17 protein-coding genes are annotated in these 18,058 nt (G+C 62.3%); 12 read left to right on the top strand and 5 right to left on the bottom strand.

Features of this window, described 5'->3' with window-relative positions; translation table 11 throughout:
* Positions 1–84 precede the first annotated feature (84 nt).
* The 8 genes from EEQ99_RS25730 to EEQ99_RS25695 all read left to right on the top strand — a co-directional run bounded on the left by EEQ99_RS25730 (position 85) and on the right by EEQ99_RS25695 (position 8,841).
* Positions 85–3,069, top strand: coding sequence for a 2-oxoglutarate dehydrogenase E1 component (locus EEQ99_RS25730; RefSeq protein WP_063473907.1), 2,985 nt, complete (start codon positions 85–87; stop codon positions 3,067–3,069).
* A 15-nt stretch (positions 3,070–3,084) separates the two neighbouring features.
* Positions 3,085–3,393 carry a YciI family protein gene (locus EEQ99_RS25725; protein ID WP_047615578.1) on the top strand — a complete coding sequence of 103 codons (309 nt, stop codon included), beginning with the start codon at positions 3,085–3,087 and terminating at the stop codon, positions 3,391–3,393.
* Positions 3,394–3,432: 39 nt separating this feature from the next.
* Positions 3,433–4,695 (top strand): 2-oxoglutarate dehydrogenase complex dihydrolipoyllysine-residue succinyltransferase, encoded by a 1,263-nt coding sequence (gene odhB / locus EEQ99_RS25720; protein ID WP_047615577.1) that lies wholly within the window; start codon positions 3,433–3,435, stop codon positions 4,693–4,695.
* Between the two features lie 13 nt (positions 4,696–4,708).
* A complete protein-coding gene (locus tag EEQ99_RS25715; RefSeq protein ID WP_097543603.1) occupies positions 4,709–5,458 on the top strand; it encodes a DUF4241 domain-containing protein in 750 nt (249 codons plus the stop codon).
* A complete protein-coding gene (locus tag EEQ99_RS25710) occupies positions 5,455–5,982 on the top strand; it encodes a hypothetical protein (RefSeq protein ID WP_097543604.1) in 528 nt (175 codons plus the stop codon). The genes EEQ99_RS25715 and EEQ99_RS25710 overlap by 4 nt, the downstream gene beginning before the upstream one ends.
* Positions 5,979–6,731 carry an SDR family oxidoreductase gene (locus EEQ99_RS25705; protein ID WP_097543605.1) on the top strand — a complete coding sequence of 251 codons (753 nt, stop codon included), beginning with the start codon at positions 5,979–5,981 and terminating at the stop codon, positions 6,729–6,731. The genes EEQ99_RS25710 and EEQ99_RS25705 overlap by 4 nt, the downstream gene beginning before the upstream one ends.
* Before the next feature lie 97 nt (positions 6,732–6,828).
* On the top strand, positions 6,829–8,235 hold the full coding sequence (gene lpdA, locus EEQ99_RS25700; protein ID WP_127431283.1) for a dihydrolipoyl dehydrogenase: 1,407 nt from the start codon (positions 6,829–6,831) through the stop codon (positions 8,233–8,235).
* A 105-nt stretch (positions 8,236–8,340) separates the two neighbouring features.
* The gene (locus EEQ99_RS25695; protein WP_047615571.1) at positions 8,341–8,841 is read left to right on the top strand and encodes a cytochrome b; all 501 of its coding nucleotides are present in this window, start codon (positions 8,341–8,343) and stop codon (positions 8,839–8,841) included.
* A 12-nt stretch (positions 8,842–8,853) separates the two neighbouring features.
* Here the strand turns inward: EEQ99_RS25695 and EEQ99_RS25690 are convergent, their stop codons facing one another.
* Both EEQ99_RS25690 and EEQ99_RS25685 read right to left on the bottom strand, forming a co-directional pair.
* Positions 8,854–9,930: a TraB/GumN family protein gene (locus EEQ99_RS25690; RefSeq protein WP_063473447.1), complete on the bottom strand. Its 1,077-nt coding sequence runs from the start codon at positions 9,928–9,930 to the stop codon at positions 8,854–8,856.
* A gap of 101 nt (positions 9,931–10,031) precedes the next feature.
* Positions 10,032–10,967 (bottom strand): tyrosine recombinase XerC, encoded by a 936-nt coding sequence (locus EEQ99_RS25685; protein WP_097543609.1) that lies wholly within the window; start codon positions 10,965–10,967, stop codon positions 10,032–10,034.
* Positions 10,968–11,106: 139 nt separating this feature from the next.
* Here EEQ99_RS25685 and EEQ99_RS25680 point away from each other — a divergent pair, with 139 nt between their 5' ends.
* Both EEQ99_RS25680 and EEQ99_RS25675 read left to right on the top strand, forming a co-directional pair.
* Positions 11,107–12,057, top strand: coding sequence for a GNAT family N-acetyltransferase (locus EEQ99_RS25680; protein WP_063473448.1), 951 nt, complete (start codon positions 11,107–11,109; stop codon positions 12,055–12,057).
* Positions 12,058–12,071: 14 nt separating this feature from the next.
* A complete protein-coding gene (locus EEQ99_RS25675; RefSeq protein ID WP_097543611.1) occupies positions 12,072–12,536 on the top strand; it encodes a GNAT family N-acetyltransferase in 465 nt (154 codons plus the stop codon).
* On the opposite strand, the gene EEQ99_RS25670 is transcribed toward EEQ99_RS25675, so the two are convergent.
* The 3 genes from EEQ99_RS25670 to EEQ99_RS25660 are packed head-to-tail and all read right to left on the bottom strand — an operon-like array spanning position 12,517 to position 16,045.
* Positions 12,517–13,449 carry a dihydrodipicolinate synthase family protein gene (locus EEQ99_RS25670; protein ID WP_127431282.1) on the bottom strand — a complete coding sequence of 311 codons (933 nt, stop codon included), beginning with the start codon at positions 13,447–13,449 and terminating at the stop codon, positions 12,517–12,519. The genes EEQ99_RS25675 and EEQ99_RS25670 overlap by 20 nt on opposite strands.
* A gap of 14 nt (positions 13,450–13,463) precedes the next feature.
* Positions 13,464–14,336: an amidohydrolase family protein gene (locus EEQ99_RS25665; RefSeq protein ID WP_028755856.1), complete on the bottom strand. Its 873-nt coding sequence runs from the start codon at positions 14,334–14,336 to the stop codon at positions 13,464–13,466.
* Positions 14,336–16,045 carry an IlvD/Edd family dehydratase gene (locus tag EEQ99_RS25660; protein ID WP_127431281.1) on the bottom strand — a complete coding sequence of 570 codons (1,710 nt, stop codon included), beginning with the start codon at positions 16,043–16,045 and terminating at the stop codon, positions 14,336–14,338. The genes EEQ99_RS25665 and EEQ99_RS25660 overlap by 1 nt, the downstream gene beginning before the upstream one ends.
* Positions 16,046–16,288: 243 nt before the next feature.
* Between EEQ99_RS25660 and EEQ99_RS25655 the strand changes: the two genes are divergently transcribed.
* On the top strand, positions 16,289–17,314 hold the full coding sequence (locus EEQ99_RS25655) for a Gfo/Idh/MocA family protein (protein ID WP_028755854.1): 1,026 nt from the start codon (positions 16,289–16,291) through the stop codon (positions 17,312–17,314).
* Positions 17,315–17,344: 30 nt separating this feature from the next.
* Positions 17,345–18,016 carry a GntR family transcriptional regulator gene (locus EEQ99_RS25650; RefSeq protein ID WP_028755853.1) on the top strand — a complete coding sequence of 224 codons (672 nt, stop codon included), beginning with the start codon at positions 17,345–17,347 and terminating at the stop codon, positions 18,014–18,016.
* The last annotated feature ends 42 nt before the right edge of the window (positions 18,017–18,058 follow it).

The following is an 18,058-nucleotide window of genomic DNA, read 5'->3' as shown; positions in this document are numbered from 1 at the left end:
GCGGCAATCGGAATGCGGCAGCCGGCGATCGAGCCGGCAAATTCATCAAAGTCAGGAGGCGGACGGAAGCGTCCGCATATCACCATGGCACGGCAAGAAGCCAACGAGCAATTTCAGATCACCTCGTTTCTGGATGGCGCCAATGCTGCCTATATCGAGCAGCTCTACGCCCGTTATGAAGACGATCCCAACTCGGTCGACGATCAGTGGCGGTCCTTCTTCAAGGCGCTGGAAGACGATCCGAACGATGTGAAGAAGGCGGCCAAGGGCGCTTCCTGGCGCAAGAAGAACTGGCCGCTGCAGGCAAGCGGCGATCTCGTCTCGGCGCTCGATGGCGACTGGGGCATCGTCGAGAAGGTGATTGAGACCAAGGTCAAGGCCAAGGCCGAAGCTGCGGGCAAGCCTGCCGACAGCACCGAGGTGCTGCAGGCGACGCGCGATTCCGTGCGCGCCATCATGATGATCCGCGCCTACCGCATGCGTGGCCACCTGCATGCCAAGCTCGACCCGCTCGGCATCGCCGCTCCGGTTGACGATTATCGCGAGCTGTCGGCGGAGAATTACGGCTTCACGGCCGCCGATTACGACCGCAAGATCTTCATCGACAACGTGCTCGGCCTGGAATACGCGACCATCCGTGAGATGATCGAAATCCTCGAGCGCACCTATTGCTCGACGCTCGGCGTCGAATTCATGCATATCTCCAATCCTGAAGAAAAGGCCTGGATCCAGGAGCGCATCGAAGGACCGGACAAGGGCGTGGCCTTCACGCCGGAAGGCAAGAAGGCGATCCTTGCCAAACTTGTCGAAGCCGAAGGCTACGAGCAGTTCCTCGACGTCAAGTTCAAGGGCACGAAGCGTTTCGGCCTCGATGGCGGCGAATCGCTGATCCCGGCGCTGGAACAGATCCTCAAGCGCGGCGGCCATCTCGGCCTCAAGGAAGCCGTGTTCGGCATGGCCCATCGCGGCCGCCTGAACGTGCTCTCCCAGGTCATGGGCAAGCCGCACCGGGCGATCTTCCACGAATTCAAGGGCGGCTCGGCCGCTCCCGACGAGGTCGAGGGCTCGGGCGACGTCAAGTACCATCTCGGTGCCTCCTCAGACCGCGAATTCGACGGCAACAAGATCCACGTTTCGCTGACGGCGAACCCGTCGCATCTCGAAATCGTCGATCCCGTCGTCATGGGCAAAGCCCGCGCCAAGCAGGACATGAATGCCGCGGTCTGGGACGGTGACATCATCCCGCTTTCCGAACGCGCCAAGGTTCTGCCGCTGCTGATCCACGGCGACGCGGCTTTTGCCGGTCAGGGTGTCATTGCCGAAATCCTCGGCCTTTCCGGTCTGCGCGGCCACCGCGTCGCCGGCACCATGCATGTGATCATCAACAACCAGATCGGCTTTACCACGAACCCGGCCTTCTCGCGCTCGTCGCCCTATCCGTCCGATGTCGCCAAGATGATCGAGGCGCCGATCCTGCACGTCAACGGCGACGATCCGGAAGCGGTGGTCTATGCCGCGAAGATCGCCACCGAATTCCGCATGAAGTTCCACAAGCCTGTGGTGCTCGACATGTTCTGCTATCGCCGCTACGGCCACAATGAAGGCGACGAACCGTCCTTCACGCAGCCGAAGATGTACAAGGTGATCCGCGCCCACAAGACCGTGCTGCAGCTCTATGCAGCCCGCCTCGTCGCCGAGGGCCTGCTCACTGAAGGCGAAGTCGAGAAGATGAAGGCTGATTGGCGCCTCCACCTCGAGCAGGAGTTCGAGGCTGGCCAGCAGTATAAGCCTAACAAGGCCGACTGGCTGGACGGCGAGTGGTCGGGCCTGCGCACGGCCGACAATGCCGACGAGCAGCGCCGCGGCAAGACCGCCGTGCCGATGAAGACTCTGAAGGAGATTGGCCGCAAGCTGTCCGAGATCCCGGCCGGCTTCAATGTGCACCGGACGATCCAGCGCTTCATGGAAAACCGCGCCAACATGATCGCCACCGGCGAGGGCATCGACTGGGCGATGGCCGAAGCGCTGTCTTTCGGCGCGCTCTGCGTCGAAGGCAGCAAGATCCGTCTGTCCGGCCAGGATTGCGAACGCGGCACCTTCTCGCAGCGCCACTCGGTTCTCTACGATCAGGAAACCGAAGAGCGCTACATCCCGCTCGCCAATCTTTCGCCGACGCAGGGGCGCTACGAAGTCATCAATTCGATGCTTTCGGAAGAGGCCGTGCTCGGTTTCGAATACGGCTATTCGCTCGCCCGCCCGAATGCGCTGACGCTCTGGGAAGCGCAGTTCGGCGATTTCGCCAACGGCGCGCAGGTGGTCTTCGACCAGTTCATCTCGTCGGGCGAACGCAAGTGGCTGCGCATGTCGGGCCTCGTCTGCCTGCTGCCGCACGGCTATGAGGGCCAGGGTCCGGAACACTCCTCGGCCCGCCTCGAGCGTTTCCTACAGCTTTGCGCCGAAGACAACATGCAGGTCGCCAACGTCACGACGCCGGCGAACTACTTCCACATCCTGCGCCGGCAGCTGAAGCGCGACTTCCGCAAGCCGCTGATCCTGATGACGCCGAAGTCGCTACTGCGCCACAAGCGGGCAGTCTCCACCCTTGCCGAAATGGCCGGCGAATCCGCCTTCCATCGCCTGCTCTGGGATGATGCCGAGGTGATCAAAGACGGCCCGATCAAGCTGCAGAAGGACAACAAGATCCGTCGTGTCGTCATGTGCTCCGGCAAGGTCTATTACGATCTTCTGGAAGAGCGTGAGAAGCGTGGCATCGACGACATCTATCTCCTGCGTGTCGAGCAGCTCTATCCGTTCCCGGCAAAGGCGCTGATCAACGAGCTGTCGCGCTTCCGCAATGCCGAGATGGTCTGGTGCCAGGAAGAGCCGAAAAACATGGGCGCATGGTCGTTCATCGACCCCTTCCTCGAATGGGTGCTCGCCCATATCGACGCGAAGTATCAGCGCGTTCGTTATACCGGCCGTCCGGCCGCCGCCTCGCCGGCGACGGGCCTGATGTCCAAGCATCTGTCGCAGCTCGCCGCATTCCTCGAGGATGCATTGGGCGGCTAAAATTAGGGGGGCGCAATGGCTTATTTCTTTCTGAGACTGCTGCCGCCGCGCCCCACTTTCCCGCATGACGGGACCGGGGAGGAAATGGCGGCGATGAAACGCCATGTCGAATACTGGCATCGGCACGCCCTTGCGGGATCGGCTGTTATAGTCGGCCCCGTCTTCGAGGGTGAAGGCGCCTGGGGCATGGCAATCGTCGAAGTCGAGGATCAGGCGGCGGCACAGGCCCTCGCCGACGGCGATCCGATCATCGCTTCCGGTTTCGGTTTCCGTTTCGATATCCTGCCGATGCCCTCGATCATCTCGCGGCCACCCGCCGTCTGAAACGCATAAACGAAAACACACGAAATCAGGATTTGAACAATGGCCACAGAAATCCGCGTTCCAACTCTCGGTGAATCCGTCAGCGAGGCAACCGTCGGCACCTGGTTCAAGAAGGTCGGCGACGCCATCAAGGCCGACGAGCCGATTCTCGAGCTTGAAACCGACAAGGTGACCATCGAAGTTCCGGCACCCGCCTCCGGCACGCTTTCGGAAATCGTCGCTGCCGCCGGCGAAACCGTCGGTCTCGGCGCACTGCTCGGCCAGATCGCCGAAGGCGCTGCCGCTGCTGCCGCGCCGGCTGCTGCTGCACCGGCCGCCGCGCCTGCTCAGCCGGCCCCGGCTGCTCCCGCTCAGCCGGCACCGGTTGCCGCTGCGGCGGCATCGTCGGCAAGCGCCTCCGTCTCCACCATGCCGCCGGCCCCGGCGGCTTCGAAGATGCTGGCTGAAAACAATCTTTCCGCCGACCAGGTCGACGGCAGCGGCAAGCGCGGCCAGGTGCTGAAGGGCGATGTCATCGCCGCCGTCGCCAAGGGCATTTCCGCTCCGGCGGCCGCACCCGCCGCCCCTGCTGCTGCACGCGGCCCGTCGACGGTCGAGGATGCCTCGCGCGAAGAACGCGTGAAGATGACGCGCCTGCGCCAGACGATCGCCAAGCGCCTCAAGGACGCGCAGAACACTGCCGCCATGCTCACCACCTACAATGAGGTGGACATGAAGGCGGTCATGGATCTGCGCAACAAGTACAAGGACATTTTCGAGAAGAAGCACGGCGTCAAGCTCGGCTTCATGGGCTTCTTCACCAAAGCGGTGACGCATGCGCTGAAGGAACTGCCGGCTGTTAATGCCGAGATCGACGGCACCGACGTCATCTACAAGAACTATTGCCATGTCGGCATGGCCGTCGGCACGGACAAGGGCCTCGTCGTTCCTGTCATCCGCGACGCCGACCAGATGTCGATCGCCGAAATCGAGAAGGAACTCGGCCGTCTTGCCAAGGCAGCCCGTGATGGCTCGCTCTCCATGGCCGACATGCAGGGCGGCACCTTCACCATCACCAATGGCGGCGTCTACGGTTCGCTCATGTCTTCGCCGATCCTCAACGCGCCGCAGTCCGGCATTCTCGGCATGCACAAGATCCAGGAGCGGCCGGTCGCGATCGGCGGCCAGGTGGTCATCCGTCCGATGATGTATCTGGCGCTGTCCTACGATCACCGCATCGTCGACGGCAAGGAAGCGGTCACCTTCCTCGTGCGCGTCAAGGAAAGCCTGGAAGATCCGGAACGTCTGGTTCTCGATCTCTAAGGGAGCGCTTTCGATGCGGAACCGGATCATGCGAGCGGCGCGCCTTCTTCTTTGCGCTGCCGCCGCGCATGTCCCGGTCTCCGCATCGGCCGCCGGCTGGGACATCAGCAAGGCAAGCAGCAATTTCGACCTGGTGGCGCTCACCGATGCCGAACTCTCCGGCCGATCGATTGGCGTGATCCATATGGGCAATGTCGAATTGACGTCGGGGCGCATCGTCGCGGCCGATCCGCTCGCCCAGCCCGATCGTCCGGCGCTCGCCAGAACGGTTGCACCGGGCGAATATCCGGTGACGCTCTACCAGGCGTTCGGGCGCATCGCTGCCGCCAGCATGCGGTTTGCCGAGGGCAAGCCGGATCATTGGGAGCTTGCGGTCCTGGCCGGGCAGGATCCGGCGACGCTGAAGGACGGAGAGATTTTCGGCTATCCCGTCGATGCCGGCCTCGGCTGCTACATGGATGCCGATACGCTTGATCTGATCGGAGAGCGCGAAGCGCAGGCGCAGGCGCAAAAAACCGATGCCGACGTCAATTATTACGACGACGTGCTGGCCTCGGACCTCGATGCCAACAAGGGCGCCTATGCGCTGCATCGGCCGGTTGCCGGCAAGAAGGGCAATGTCGCGGTGTTCTGGAGCGGCTGGGGCGACGGTTTTTATCCGGTCTTTTGGGGCCTCGACAAGGACGGCCGCGCGCTGGTGCTGCTGACGGATTTCAGCGTTGTCGAGAATGCCGACGGGCGGAAGGAGCCGAAGCTGCAATGAGCGGAAAGGTCGGGATCACGGCGGGGAAAGGCGTGGCTGCAATCGCAGCCGCAGCGTTTTTCGCCGCTCCGGTGTCCGCCTTTGCTGCCGCCTGCAAGCAGGAACGAGCCGTCTACGTCGATCGCGACGGCGCCTATGAATTGCGCTTTGCGCCGCTGAATTCTCCGTCGGCTGCCGCCAGCAACCAATTCAAGATCAGCGCGCTCAAGACGTCAGTCGTGATGGAAGGTTATGTCATGCCATCGGAGGATCCGGTGCGGGCCATCGGCATCCTGATGTTCAACTGCCCAGAGGGTGATGCGACCGGCGCCGATCTTAATGCCTGCACGGTCTGGCAGGGCGCCGTCTATGGCATGGATGCCGAGGGCGAGATGGACAATCTGCAGCCCGAGGGCGCCGCGGCGGCCGAAAAGGTCGTTCTCCCCGGCCTTGGTCCCGCCATTCGCGAATCCAGCGCCTGGGGCGAGGGCAAGGCTATGGTGGCCCCCTGGGACGTGCTGATTTTCAAGGAGTGTGCGACATGAGCGATGCCCCTGTTGTTCTCATTACCGGCGGAAGTCGGGGTATCGGTGCTGCCGCCGCACGGCTCGCCGCGCGCCAGCGCTGGCGTGTCGCGGTGAATTACGCCGCCAACCGTCAAGCCGCGGATGCCGTCGTGGCTTCGATCACGGGGGCCGGCGGCGAGGCCGTGGCGATCCAGGGTGACGTCGGCAAGGCCGCGGATATCGTCTCGATATTTGCGGCGGTCGACCGGCATTTCGGCCGCCTCGACGGGCTCGTCAACAATGCCGGCATCGTCGACTATCCCCAGCGGATCGACGAGATGTCGGTGGAGCGGATCGAGCGCATGCTGCGCGTCAATGTGACCGGCTCCATCCTCTGCGCCGCAGAAGCGATACGCCGCATGTCGAGTCGGCATGGCGGCCAGGGCGGCGCGATCGTCAATATCTCGTCGATGGCGGCGGTGCTCGGTTCGGCGACGCAGTATGTCGATTATGCCGCCTCGAAAGCGGCGATCGACACGTTCACCGTCGGGCTGGCGCGCGAGGTTGCCGCCGAGGGCGTCCGCGTGAATGCCATAAGGCCGGGTGTCATCGAAACCGACCTCCATGCTTCCGGCGGTTTGCCGGATCGCCCGCGCGAGCTGGCGCCGTCGATCCCGATGCAGCGGGCGGGCACGCCCGAGGAGGTGGCCGATGCGATCCTCTATCTTCTGTCACCTTCGGCTTCCTATATCACCGGCGCGATCCTCAATGTGAGCGGCGGCCGTTAGAGCGACAGGGTGAAAACAGCATGCAGCATATTCTCGAATTCCTCGGCCTGACGTCGCGCGCGGCCGATTAAACGAAAAATCCAAAGGGAAAGAAACAATGTCCTACGATGTGATCATTATCGGAACCGGCCCGGGCGGCTATGTCTGCGCTGTGAAGGCAGCCCAGCTCGGCCTCAAGGTCGCCGTCGTCGAAAAGCGGGCGACCTATGGCGGCACCTGCCTGAACGTCGGCTGCATTCCGTCGAAGGCGCTGCTGCATGCCTCCGAAATGTTCCATCAAGCCGGCCACGGGATGGGCGCTCTCGGCATCGACGTCTCGGCGCCGACGCTCAACCTCGGCAATATGATGGCCCACAAGGATGCGACGGTGAAGGCGAATGTCGACGGCGTCGCCTTCCTCTTCAAGAAGAACAAGATCGATGCCTTCCAGGGCACCGGCAAGGTCGTTTCGGCCGGCAAGGTTTCCGTCACCGCCGACGACGGCAAGGTGCAGGAGATCGAGGGTAAGAACATCGTCATCGCCACCGGCTCGGACGTCGCCGGCATTCCCGGTGTGCAGGTCGAAATCGACGAAAAGACCATCATCTCGTCCACCGGCGGCATCGCGCTGGAGAAGGTGCCGGAAACGCTGATCGTCGTCGGCGGCGGCGTTATCGGCCTCGAGCTCGGTTCGGTCTGGTCGCGCCTCGGCGCCAAGGTGACGGTGGTCGAATATCTCGACAACATCCTCGGCGGCATGGACGGCGAAGTCTCCAAGCAGTTCCAGCGCATGCTCGCCAAGCAGGGCATCGATTTCAATCTCAGCGCCAAGGTCACCGGCGTCGAAAAGGGCGACAAGGGCGCCAAGGTCACGTTCGAGCCGGTCAAGGGCGGCGACAAGGTGACACTCGACGCCGAAGTCGTGCTGATCGCCACCGGCCGCAAGCCCTATACGGCGGGTCTCGGGCTGGAAGAGGCCGGTGTCGTGCTCGACAATCGCGGCCGCGTGGAGATCGACGGTCACTTCAAGACCAATATCGACGGCATCTATGCGATCGGCGATGTGGTCAAGGGTCCGATGCTCGCGCACAAGGCGGAAGACGAGGGCGTGGCGCTTGCCGAAATCCTCGCCGGGCAACATGGCCATGTGAACTACGAGGTCATTCCGAGCGTCGTCTACACCCAGCCGGAAATCGCTTCCGTCGGCAAGACCGAGGAAGAGCTGAAAGCGGCAGGCGTCGCCTATAAGGTCGGCAAGTTCCCCTTCACTGCGAACGGGCGCGCCCGCGCGATGCTGGCAACCGACGGCTTCGTCAAGATCCTTGCCGACAAGGAAACCGACCGGGTGCTCGGCGGCCATATCGTCGGCTTCGGCGCCGGCGAGATGATCCACGAGATTGCCGTGCTGATGGAGTTCGGCGGTTCGTCAGAAGATCTCGGCCGGACCTGCCATGCGCATCCCACGATGTCGGAAGCGGTCAAGGAGGCTGCGCTCGCGACCTTCTTCAAGCCGATCCATATGTAATCTTACATATTCGTAACAAAGCATGCAGCCGCTTGCCGTGAGGTAGGCGGCTGTTTTAATTGTTGCGCATTGCAGAATTCAAATATCGGACGAAGGTGAGGAAAAATGGAGCAGCCGTCCATTGCGGGTTACAGCCTGAGCCAGCGTTTTCTTCACTGGGCGATCGCGCTGCTGATTTTCTTCAACCTGCTGTTTCCCGATGGCATGAATACCTGGCGTCGGCTGATACGCAGAGGCGAGGTGCCGACGCCGGAACAGATTTCGTCGGCGAATATCCACGCCTATGTCGGCATCGCCATCCTGCTGCTTGCCGTTCTCAGGCTGGGACTGCGTTTTAGCAAGGGCGTGCCGGCCGAGGTCGCGCAGGAGCCGGCGATCTTCCGTCTTGCCGCCAGGCTTGCCCATGCCGGCCTCTACATCCTGATCTTCGCGATGCCGCTTTCGGGCATCGCCGCCTACTACTTCGGCATCGTTCCCGCCGGTTCGTTCCACGCGGATATCATGAAGGTTATTCTCTGGGCGCTGATCGTGGCGCATGTCGCCGGCGCCCTCGTCCATCAGTTCTATTGGAAAAGCAACGTGCTGCGCCGCATGACGCTCGGCTGACCGTCGGCGGGTTCAGTTTATCGCGGTGACGGTAAAGCCTTGCTGGCGCAGCAGTTCGATGACGCCGTCCTTGCCGGGCAGGTGCAGGGCGCCGACGGCCATGAAGACGTTGCCGCCGTCGAGGATGGGAGCGGCGCGCTCGGCCATCACCTTGTTGCGGTCGAGGATGACGCGCTGCTCGAAGGCCGCATAATCGTTGGTTTCGCCTTTGTCTTCCGGTGTTACCGTTTTCAACATCGGCATCGTCAGGCCGATGTCGCCGGAGAGGTAGAGGTCGGTCATCGTCTCGACGACATCGCTCATCTTGTCGCCGAGTTCCAACGTCTCGATCAGCGACTTCAGATGGAATTCGATCGGCAGATCGGCCATGGCCTGGATCTGCTCGGCAAGGGTTTCCAGCCCCTTGACCTGTTTGCCCTGAGCAACGGCGTCGGTGGCGATCTTCTGGTCGAGGAACTGCACGCCTTTCGCCTTGCGGGCGATTTCGCAGGCCGGCAGGGCGACGGCGCTCGAAATCATCCAGGGCCGCATGCGGGAAACGGCACCGAGCGGAATGCCGCGCTGCTTCAGCCCGGCTTCAAGGCGCTTGTAATCTTCGGGAGAAAGCAGCTTGTCGATCGTCGTGCCATCGGTAAACATCGTCAATTCAGGCTTTGCGAGCAGGGCTGCGGTTGCCTTCCGCTCGTCGAGGATCTCGTCGGATTCGATGATGATCGTGCCGGCGGCGTCATGGGCGGCCTGGGCGCGGGGCGGTAGAGCCAGCACGCGCGGATCGGTGACATGCATGCTGCCGAGCAGCCACGAGGGTGCCAGTCCCGGCTTTTCGATCTTCCAGAAAATGCCCTTGCCATTCGGCGTGGCGTCGGCTTCCTTCAGCGCCTCGGCGTAGCGGGCGGGATCGTTCTGCTGCAGCTCGACCATCAGGTTGCGGCCGGCGCAGGCCGCCTCTTCGGCCGCCGCCGGCCTTGCAGCCAGGAAAGCGACAAACAGCGCGGCAAGAAGCAGCATGTGAAAGGCTGCAATCAGCCAGAGCAACAGATGAGCCGGCACTGCGAGGTAAGACGTCCGGCGGCCGATTGATGTCGTCATGATGGGTGTTCCGTCACATGCTCTGGTGGCTTCATGCTCTACGCCCGGCTTGCGCATATTCCTTTAAGAGGATGCGTTAACGAAAAGTTACGAACGAAAAGTTACGCGCGCGGATGCGCCCGATCATACACCTCCAGCAGCCGCGATGCATCGACGCCGGTATAGACCTGCGTTGTGGAAAGGCTGGCATGGCCGAGCAATTCCTGGATGGTGCGCAGATCGCCACCGCCGGCAAGCAGGTGGGTGGCAAAGGAGTGGCGCAATGCATGCGGTGTCGCCGTCTCCGGCAGGCCGAAGGCGCTGCGCATCTTCTGCATGGTCCGCTGAATAATCGCCGGCTGCAGCCTGCCGCCGCGGGCGCCGCGAAACAGCGGCTCGCTACTTTCGAGGTGATATGGGCAGAGCGCGCGATATTTCTCGACCGCGTCGAAGACCACGGACAGCAGCGGCACCAGCCGTGTCTTGTTGCCCTTGCCGGTGATGCGCAGTGTCGTCGCACCTTTCTGCAGGTCGGCGGGAACGAGATCCAGCGCTTCGGAGATGCGCAGGCCGCAGCCGTAGAGCAGCGTCATCACGGCCGCATCGCGCGCGGCGATCCAGGGTTCGTCATGCAGCTGGGCTTCGTCGCTGACGACGGTAATCGCTTGGGTATCCGAGAGCGGTTTGGGCAATGATTTCGGCTGTTTCGGCGAGCGTATCGCGGCAGCACCGGCGGCATTGACCAGGCCCTTCTTTTCAAGATGGCGCAGCAGCGAACGAAGACCGGCAAGATTGCGGCCGAGCGATCGGGCGCCGGAACCCTGCTTGCGCCGGGCGGCCAGGAAGGCGCGAAAATCGGCGGGGCGCAATTCCCTGATATCGCCAAGTGTGGCCGGTCCGGCGAGGTGGCCGGTCAGAAAGGTCAGAAACTGGCGGGTGTCGCGTTCGTAAGCGTCGAGCGTGTGCTCGGAAAGACGGCGCTCGCGGGCGAGATTTTCGAGCCATGCGGCCCGCTCCGCCATCAGGCGCGGATCGGCGATAACAAGCAGTTCGTTCACGTCGCGAGCCTTGAATTTGCCTTCAAGTCCGCCAATTTGAAGCAGGAACGGTTATGGAATTGCTAATGCCGGCCAAGCCTTTGTCATCCTTCGATCATATTGTACTGCGATAGCTTATACCCCATAGACAGGATCTTTCATGGCACGGCGCGATTCCATGACGGCTTTCGGACAGCTCGCGGAAGCGATCGCTCTCGTTTCACAGGGAAAGCCCGGTCATATCGTCGATACGCTGATTGCCGAACGCGGCCAGAGGATCGTCAAAAATCCGCTCTGGCCGGTCATGCGACCGTTCCTCTACACGCTGCTGCGCTACAACAAGGCGCTCGAATTCGCCAATGCGGTTGCGAAAATGCCGGGCTTCCAGTCGTTCGAATATCTGAGTGACGTGCTGAAACTCGACATCGGCATCGTCAATGGCGAACGCATTCCGGAAACCGGCGGCTTCATCCTCGTCAGCAACCATCCGACCGGCATCGCCGATGGTGTTGCCGTGTTCGATCTCCTGAAAGCACGCCGGCCTGATATGATGTTCTTTGCCAATCGCGATGCCATCCGCGTCAATCCGCGCTTTGCCGAGATGATCATTCCCGTCGAATGGCGGGAGGAGCACAAGAGCAAGCTGAAGGCGCGCGAGACGCTGCAACTGACGAACCATGCGGTGAAGGAGGGCAAGGCGACCGTGCTCTTTCCCTCAGGCCGCATCGCCTATTGGGCGAACGGCCGGCTGAACGAACGCCCATGGAAGACCTCGGCCGTCGGACTGGCGCGCAAATACAATCTGCCGATCCTTCCCGTCCATATGACGGCGCGCAATTCCGGCCTGTTCTACTGGCTGGCGAAATGGTCGACCGAGCTTCGCGACATGACGGTGTTTCACGAGCTGCTGAACAAACGCGGCGATCGCTTCGATTTCGTGATCGGCAATCTCATCCCGGCCGAACATCTGGACGGCGACCTCACCGAGGTGACGAAAGCGCTGGAGAAACATACGGTGCGTGACATGGCGGTCGATGGTGATGCGACCTTCGCTCCGGTCGGCCTGCCGGATGCGGCAGTGCGCCGCGAGATTCCGGTCCCTGCAGCCTAGATTCGCGCACCACCATGACAATCGATATCCGCATGATCCGCGATCGATTGCCGCAGCAGATCGCAGATCTCGAAAGCGAGGCCCGGCAGGAAGGTTATCGCCATATCACCCGCCTTATCGACGAATGGTCGGCCGGCGATGTCAGGTTCGAGGGTAACGGCGAAAGGCTGCTCGGCGCTTATGTCGATGCGGTGCTTGCCGGCGTCGGGGGCATGACCGTCGAAGCGGCCATGTCAGGGGCGTTGCGGATGCGGCGTTTCTATATCAGTCCCGCAATGCGCGGGCGCGGCATCGGCCGGATGCTTGCCCTGGCACTGCTCGACCATGCGCGGTCGTGCTGCTGCATCGTCACCGTTCATGCGGGAAACGATGGCGCGGCGAAATTCTGGGAGTCGCTCGGATTTCAGGCCAACGGGCAGTGCGGACACACACATCGTTTCGATCTGCATGGGTCGAGCTTCACGCCCCGATCTCGTTGAGGCGGATGGCCTGGCGCGCCAGCAGCCGCTCGACATCGGCAATATCGAGCGCCGACAGCCCGGCGCCCGGCTTGCGCAGGGCGGCGGACCTGATCACGCCGCGCTTGGCGAGCACGTATTTGCGCGAGGCAAGGCCGATGCCCTGCTGCTGTTCATAGCGGGCGAGCGGCAGATAGGCATCGAAGATCGCATGGGCGCGATCGGGATTTCCGGCCGCATAGGCCTCGACGACGCCGACCATCATCTCCGGATAACAAAAGCCGGTCATGGCGCCATCGGCGCCGCGGCCCATCTCTTCGGGCAGGAAAAGCCCGCCATTGCCGCAAAGGATGGATATGCGCCGCATGGCGCCCCTGTCGCTGGCAGCGCGAAGCGCTGATATTTTCGAAAGACCCGGCCAATCCTCGTGCTTGACCATGACGCAATTCGGCACCTCGTTGACGATGCGCTCGATGACCTTGGGCGCGATCGTCACATTGGTGGTGAGCGGATAATCCTGCAGCACGAAGGGCGTATCGCCAAGGGTTTCGCCGACCGACTGGTAGAAGGCGAAAGCCTGATCGTCAGTCTTGACGGTCCAGGGCGGCGCGACCATGACGCCGGCAGCACCCGCCCCCATGACGGCTTCGGCGAGTTCGCGCATCGGCGCAAGTCCCGGCGCCGAGACGCCGACAACGACGGGAAGGCGCCCGTCAAGGCGCTTCAGCACCCGTTCGACCACGGCCCTCGATTCCTCGGCGGTCAATTTCGGGGCCTCGCCGAGCTGACCAAGCACCGTCAGCCCGGTGACGCCGGCGCCTTCGTAGAAATCGACCATGCTGTCGATGCTGGCGAGATCGAGAGAGCCATCATCGGTGAAGGGGGTTACGGCGATCACATAGACGCCCTTGGCATCTTCGGTCAGTCTGGCCATTCGTGGTCTCCCATTCAGCGGCCGAAGAACAGCACTTCGGCATTTCGAACAAAAATCTTTTCGGCAGCCGTGGGATCGTCGATGGCGGCCTGCATGGCCTCGATCAACTCGGCGTCATCGGGCATGCCATCCCATAATTCGGTGTGCGGCCAATCGCTGCCCCAGAGCAGCCTCTCCCCATGGCTCGCGGCAAGCGTGCGGGTGACCTCGGCGAAGCCTTGGTCGTTCGTCTCCTTCGTCAACCGATAGGGCGCGGTCACTTTGACATAGGCATCAGCCGCGTCCATCAGCCTTTTCAGCGCATCGACATGCCGTGGTCTCGTCTCTGTGGCAAGCGGAATGAAGCCGAGATGATCGACAACGATGGGCAGGCGGATGCCGGATAATGTTGCCGGAAGATCGGGAAGCTGTTCGGGATTGATCTGCAGTTGCAGCGACCAGCCGAAAGGCGCAATCCTTTCCGCCAGTGTCCTGGCGGTAGCCAAGGGAAGGCCGCCCTTGTTGCGTGTGTTGATCCGCACTCCGCGCACGCCGTGCCGGTGGAGCCGCTCGATCTCGGTCTCTCCAGTTTCGGGATCAATGACGACGATGCCGCGCAAACGGCCCGGAAAGGCGGCGAGCGCTTCCAGCAGCACGCTATTGTCGAGGCCATAGACGCTTGGCTGTACCAATACGCCCTTGGCGATGCCAAGGCTTTCTGAGAATTCGATCCAGTCGGCAATCGTCGCGATGTCAGGCGTATAGCTGCGCGGGGTGTTGAGCGGAGCGTCGGCGCGAAAGACGTGGAAATGCGTATCGACCGTGCCTTGCGGCAGTGCCGGCCGCGGCAAGCGCGCCAGTTGCCGGCGGGGCAGGCAAAGCGGGGCCTCTATATCAGCGGTACTCATCATGCGTCGAGCTCGTCGCTTTGCAGGAAATCGAAATCGGCGCCTTCGTCAGCCTGGAGCACGCGTTCCTGATAAAGTTTTGCATAGCCGCGCAACGGGGCAGGGGAGGGTCGGTCGATGATCTCCAGCATGCGGCGATCGAATTCCGCCTCGTCGATATCGATGTCGATGCGCCGGCCCTCGACATCGAGGCGAATGCGATCGCCGGTACGGACGATCGCCAGCGGGCCGCCATCGGCGGCTTCAGGCGCGATGTGGAGGATGATCGTACCGAAAGCCGTGCCGCTCATCCGGGCATCGGAAATCCGCACCATGTCCTTCACGCCCTGCCGGGCGAGTTTGCGGGGAATGGGTAGATAGCCGGCTTCCGGCATGCCGGGCGCGCCTTTCGGCCCGGCATTGCGCAGGACCAGAACATCGTCGGCCTTGACGTCGAGATCGTCGCTGTCGATGCGCAGCGTCATATCCTCGACGGAATCAAAAACGACGGCGCGGCCAATATGTTGGAGAAGATCCTTGGAGGCGGCGGATTGTTTGATGACGGCGCCGCGCGGCGCAAGATTGCCGTGCAGGACGGCGATCGTGCCGATCGGCTTTAACGGTTTCTCGACGGTGCGGATGATCGTCTGGCCCGGCTCGTCGACGACGTTGTCGATAATCTCGCCGATCGTCCTGCCGTAGACCGTCGGGGCGCTGCCATCGATTTCATGACGCACCGCCTTCAACAGCGCCGGGACGCCGCCCGCCTCGTGAAACTGCTCCATATAATGCTGGCCGGACGGCTGCAAGTCGACGAGCAGGGGTATGCTCCGGCCCAGCCGGTCGAGTTCGGCCATGTCGAGGCGACGGCCGAGGCGGCCGGTGATTGCGGCAAGATGCACGACGGCATTGGTCGAGCCGCCCATCGCCTGCAACGCCACGAGGCCGTTGCGGATCGCCTGTGGCGTCAGGATCTCGCGCACCGTCGGGGCGGCCTCATCCACGGCGAGCCGTGCGGCGACACGGCCGGTCTCCTCGGCAAGGCGGACGCGTTCGGATTCGACGGCGGGTGCCGAACCGGCGCGGGGAAGGCAGAGACCCATGACTTCGGTCAGGTTCGCCATGGTGCTCGCCGTGCCCATCACCGTGCAGGTGCCGATCGAGCTGGCCAGCTTGTTATTGACCTCGGTGATCTCGGCCTCGTCGATCTCTCCGGCGCGGAAGCGCCCCCAGAAACGGCGGCAATCCGTGCAGGCACCAAGCCGTTCGCCCCCGTGGTGGCCGACGGCCATCGGACCGGTCGGCAGGAAGATCGCCGGTATCTCGCTGCTGGCAGCCGCCATGATCTGGGCCGGCAAGGTCTTGTCGCAGCCACCAATCAGCACGACGGCATCCATCGGCTGGGCGCGGATCATCTCTTCCGTTTCCATCGCCATCAGATTGCGCAGATACATCGAGGTCGGCGAGGCAAAGCTCTCGTGGATCGAGATGGTCGGAAACACCATGGGCATCGCGCCCGCCAGCATAACGCCGCGTTTGGTGGCCTCGATGAGTTGCGGCACATTGCCGTGACAGGGATTGAAATCGCTGTAAGTATTAGCGATGCCGACGATGGGACGGTCGAGTGCATCGTCAGAATAGCCCATGGCCTTGATGAATGCCTTGCGCAGGAAAAGGGAGAATCCCTGATCGCCATAACTCGTCAGCTTGCGACGAAGACCGTTCGACAAACCTGTTCCTCCCTCGCCAACTTGACCATGGCCAATGTGCTGTCAGCGTAGTGGGATATGGAGGATTGTCAATAAATAAGATGGCGTCACCATATCGTATTTTTGGATATCTTCAGCGATACCCATAAGTTTCCAAGGAAATATCGATCGATCGTCGCCTTATTTTGATGAGTCGATGATTGGCTTTCATGAAGAAGCCGGATAGATTATTGATAAAATGAACTTGAAGCAGAGGGAAGCGCCATGACGGGGACGAGACGACGGCGTATCGGAATGGTCGGCGCCGGCTGGGTCAGCGCCTACCATCTATCGGCATGGAGGCGGCAATTGCATCGCGCCGAGGTCGTGGCGATCGCCGACCCGTCGCGGAGCACGATCGAGGCCCGGCTGGCCGCCTTCGAGGTCGCGCGCAACTATGCGGGCGCTGAGGCGATGCTGGAAGCCGAGCAGCTCGATGCCGTCGATATCTGCGCGCCGCGGGAGTTTCACGCCGAACTGGTCCGGCTGGCGGCGGCAAGGGGGCTCGATATTATCTGCCAGAAGCCGCTCGCCTCTTCCTACGACGAGGCTGTTCACCTGCTGGCAGAGCTTTCCGGCAAGGGCAGGCTGATGATCCACGAGAACTGGCGGTTCCGCGCCTATTATCGGCGGCTGAAGGCATGGCTCGACGAAGGACTTGCAGGCGATGTCCGTCAGGCGCAGTTCGAATTCCTGTCCAGCGGCATGCTAGCGGATGCAGAGGGGCGAAGGCCGGCGCTGGTGCGCCAACCCTTCTTCCGGACGCAGGAGCGGCTGCTGGTCATGGAGGTCATGATTCATCATCTCGATACGCTGAGATATCTTCTGGGCGAGATGGAGGTGGTCGGTGCGCGGCTTGAGAGGAGCAATCGCGATATCGTCGCGGAGGATGTGGCATGCGTCGTCCTGCGCCGGCTGGGCGACGGCATTCTTGTCACCGTCAACGCCAATCTCGCCGCGCATGGCGCTCCGCCGGTGCCGCGTGATCACTTACGCATCTTCGGAACGCGCGGCACGCTCGAACTCCAAGGCAATCTGCTCTTAGCGCAGGGTGCGGAGCAGCGCCGGGAGAGCTTCGATCTCGACGAGACCTACCAAGGCGCTTATGACGCGACCATTGCGCATTTCCTCGACAGTCTCGATGGAAAGGTCGCGATGGAAACATCGCCGGGCGATAACATGAAGACGCTTGCTCTTGTCGAGGATATCTATCGCTTGAGCCGGTTCGACCCGGAACGCAATCCACGGTAACATGGCGCGCGCCCGTCAGAGGAGATGACATTGCAGACGCTCAACGAAAGCCGCGAAGACGGCATCGAGCATGATGATCTAAGCATTGCCCGCGCGCTGGAGGAGGACATTATTTTCGGCCGGCTTGCGCCCGGGACCCGTCTGACCGAAGACGCGCTTCTAGCCCGCTTTCACGTCACGCGCCATTTCGCCCGCCAGGCGATCGTGCAGCTCGAGACGATGGGTATCGTGGTTCGGGAGCGCAACAAAGGGGCGACCGTCCGCTCGCTGACCGCTCGCCAGGTTCAGGAAATCTACGATGTCCGTGAGTTGCTGCAACGGCAGGCTGCGCTGTGGATAAAGCTGCCGGCACCTGAAGCGTTGATCGAGGAACTGCTGGCGCTGCACGAGGAGCATGGCCGTCACGTCGAATCCGGTTATCTCAGAGGCGTGCACGAGGCCAACGACAAATTCCACCTGACGCTTTTCGGCGCCTGCGGCAATGCGCATCTCGTGCAATCGATCGAGCTTTATATGCGTCTCAGCCTGCCGGTGCGCGCCAATTCGATGTCGAGCAAGGAGTCGCTACGCATCTCGCATGAGCATCACCGGCTGATGATCGAGATGCTGCGCGGCACTGACAATTGGGTTCTCGCCCAGCTCTGTGTCGACCATCTGCAGCCCAGCAAGAAACGTTATCTCGCCTATGTCAGCGATCATTGACGCGGCTAGCCGTTTGAAGGGGAGCGCATCGTTCGATTGCGC

The sequence above is a fragment of the Rhizobium anhuiense genome (assembly GCF_003985145.1).
Classification (GTDB): domain Bacteria; phylum Pseudomonadota; class Alphaproteobacteria; order Rhizobiales; family Rhizobiaceae; genus Rhizobium; species Rhizobium anhuiense.
The sequence above is the reverse complement of the archived record's forward strand: the minus strand, read 5'-3'. Positions and strand labels throughout refer to the sequence as shown.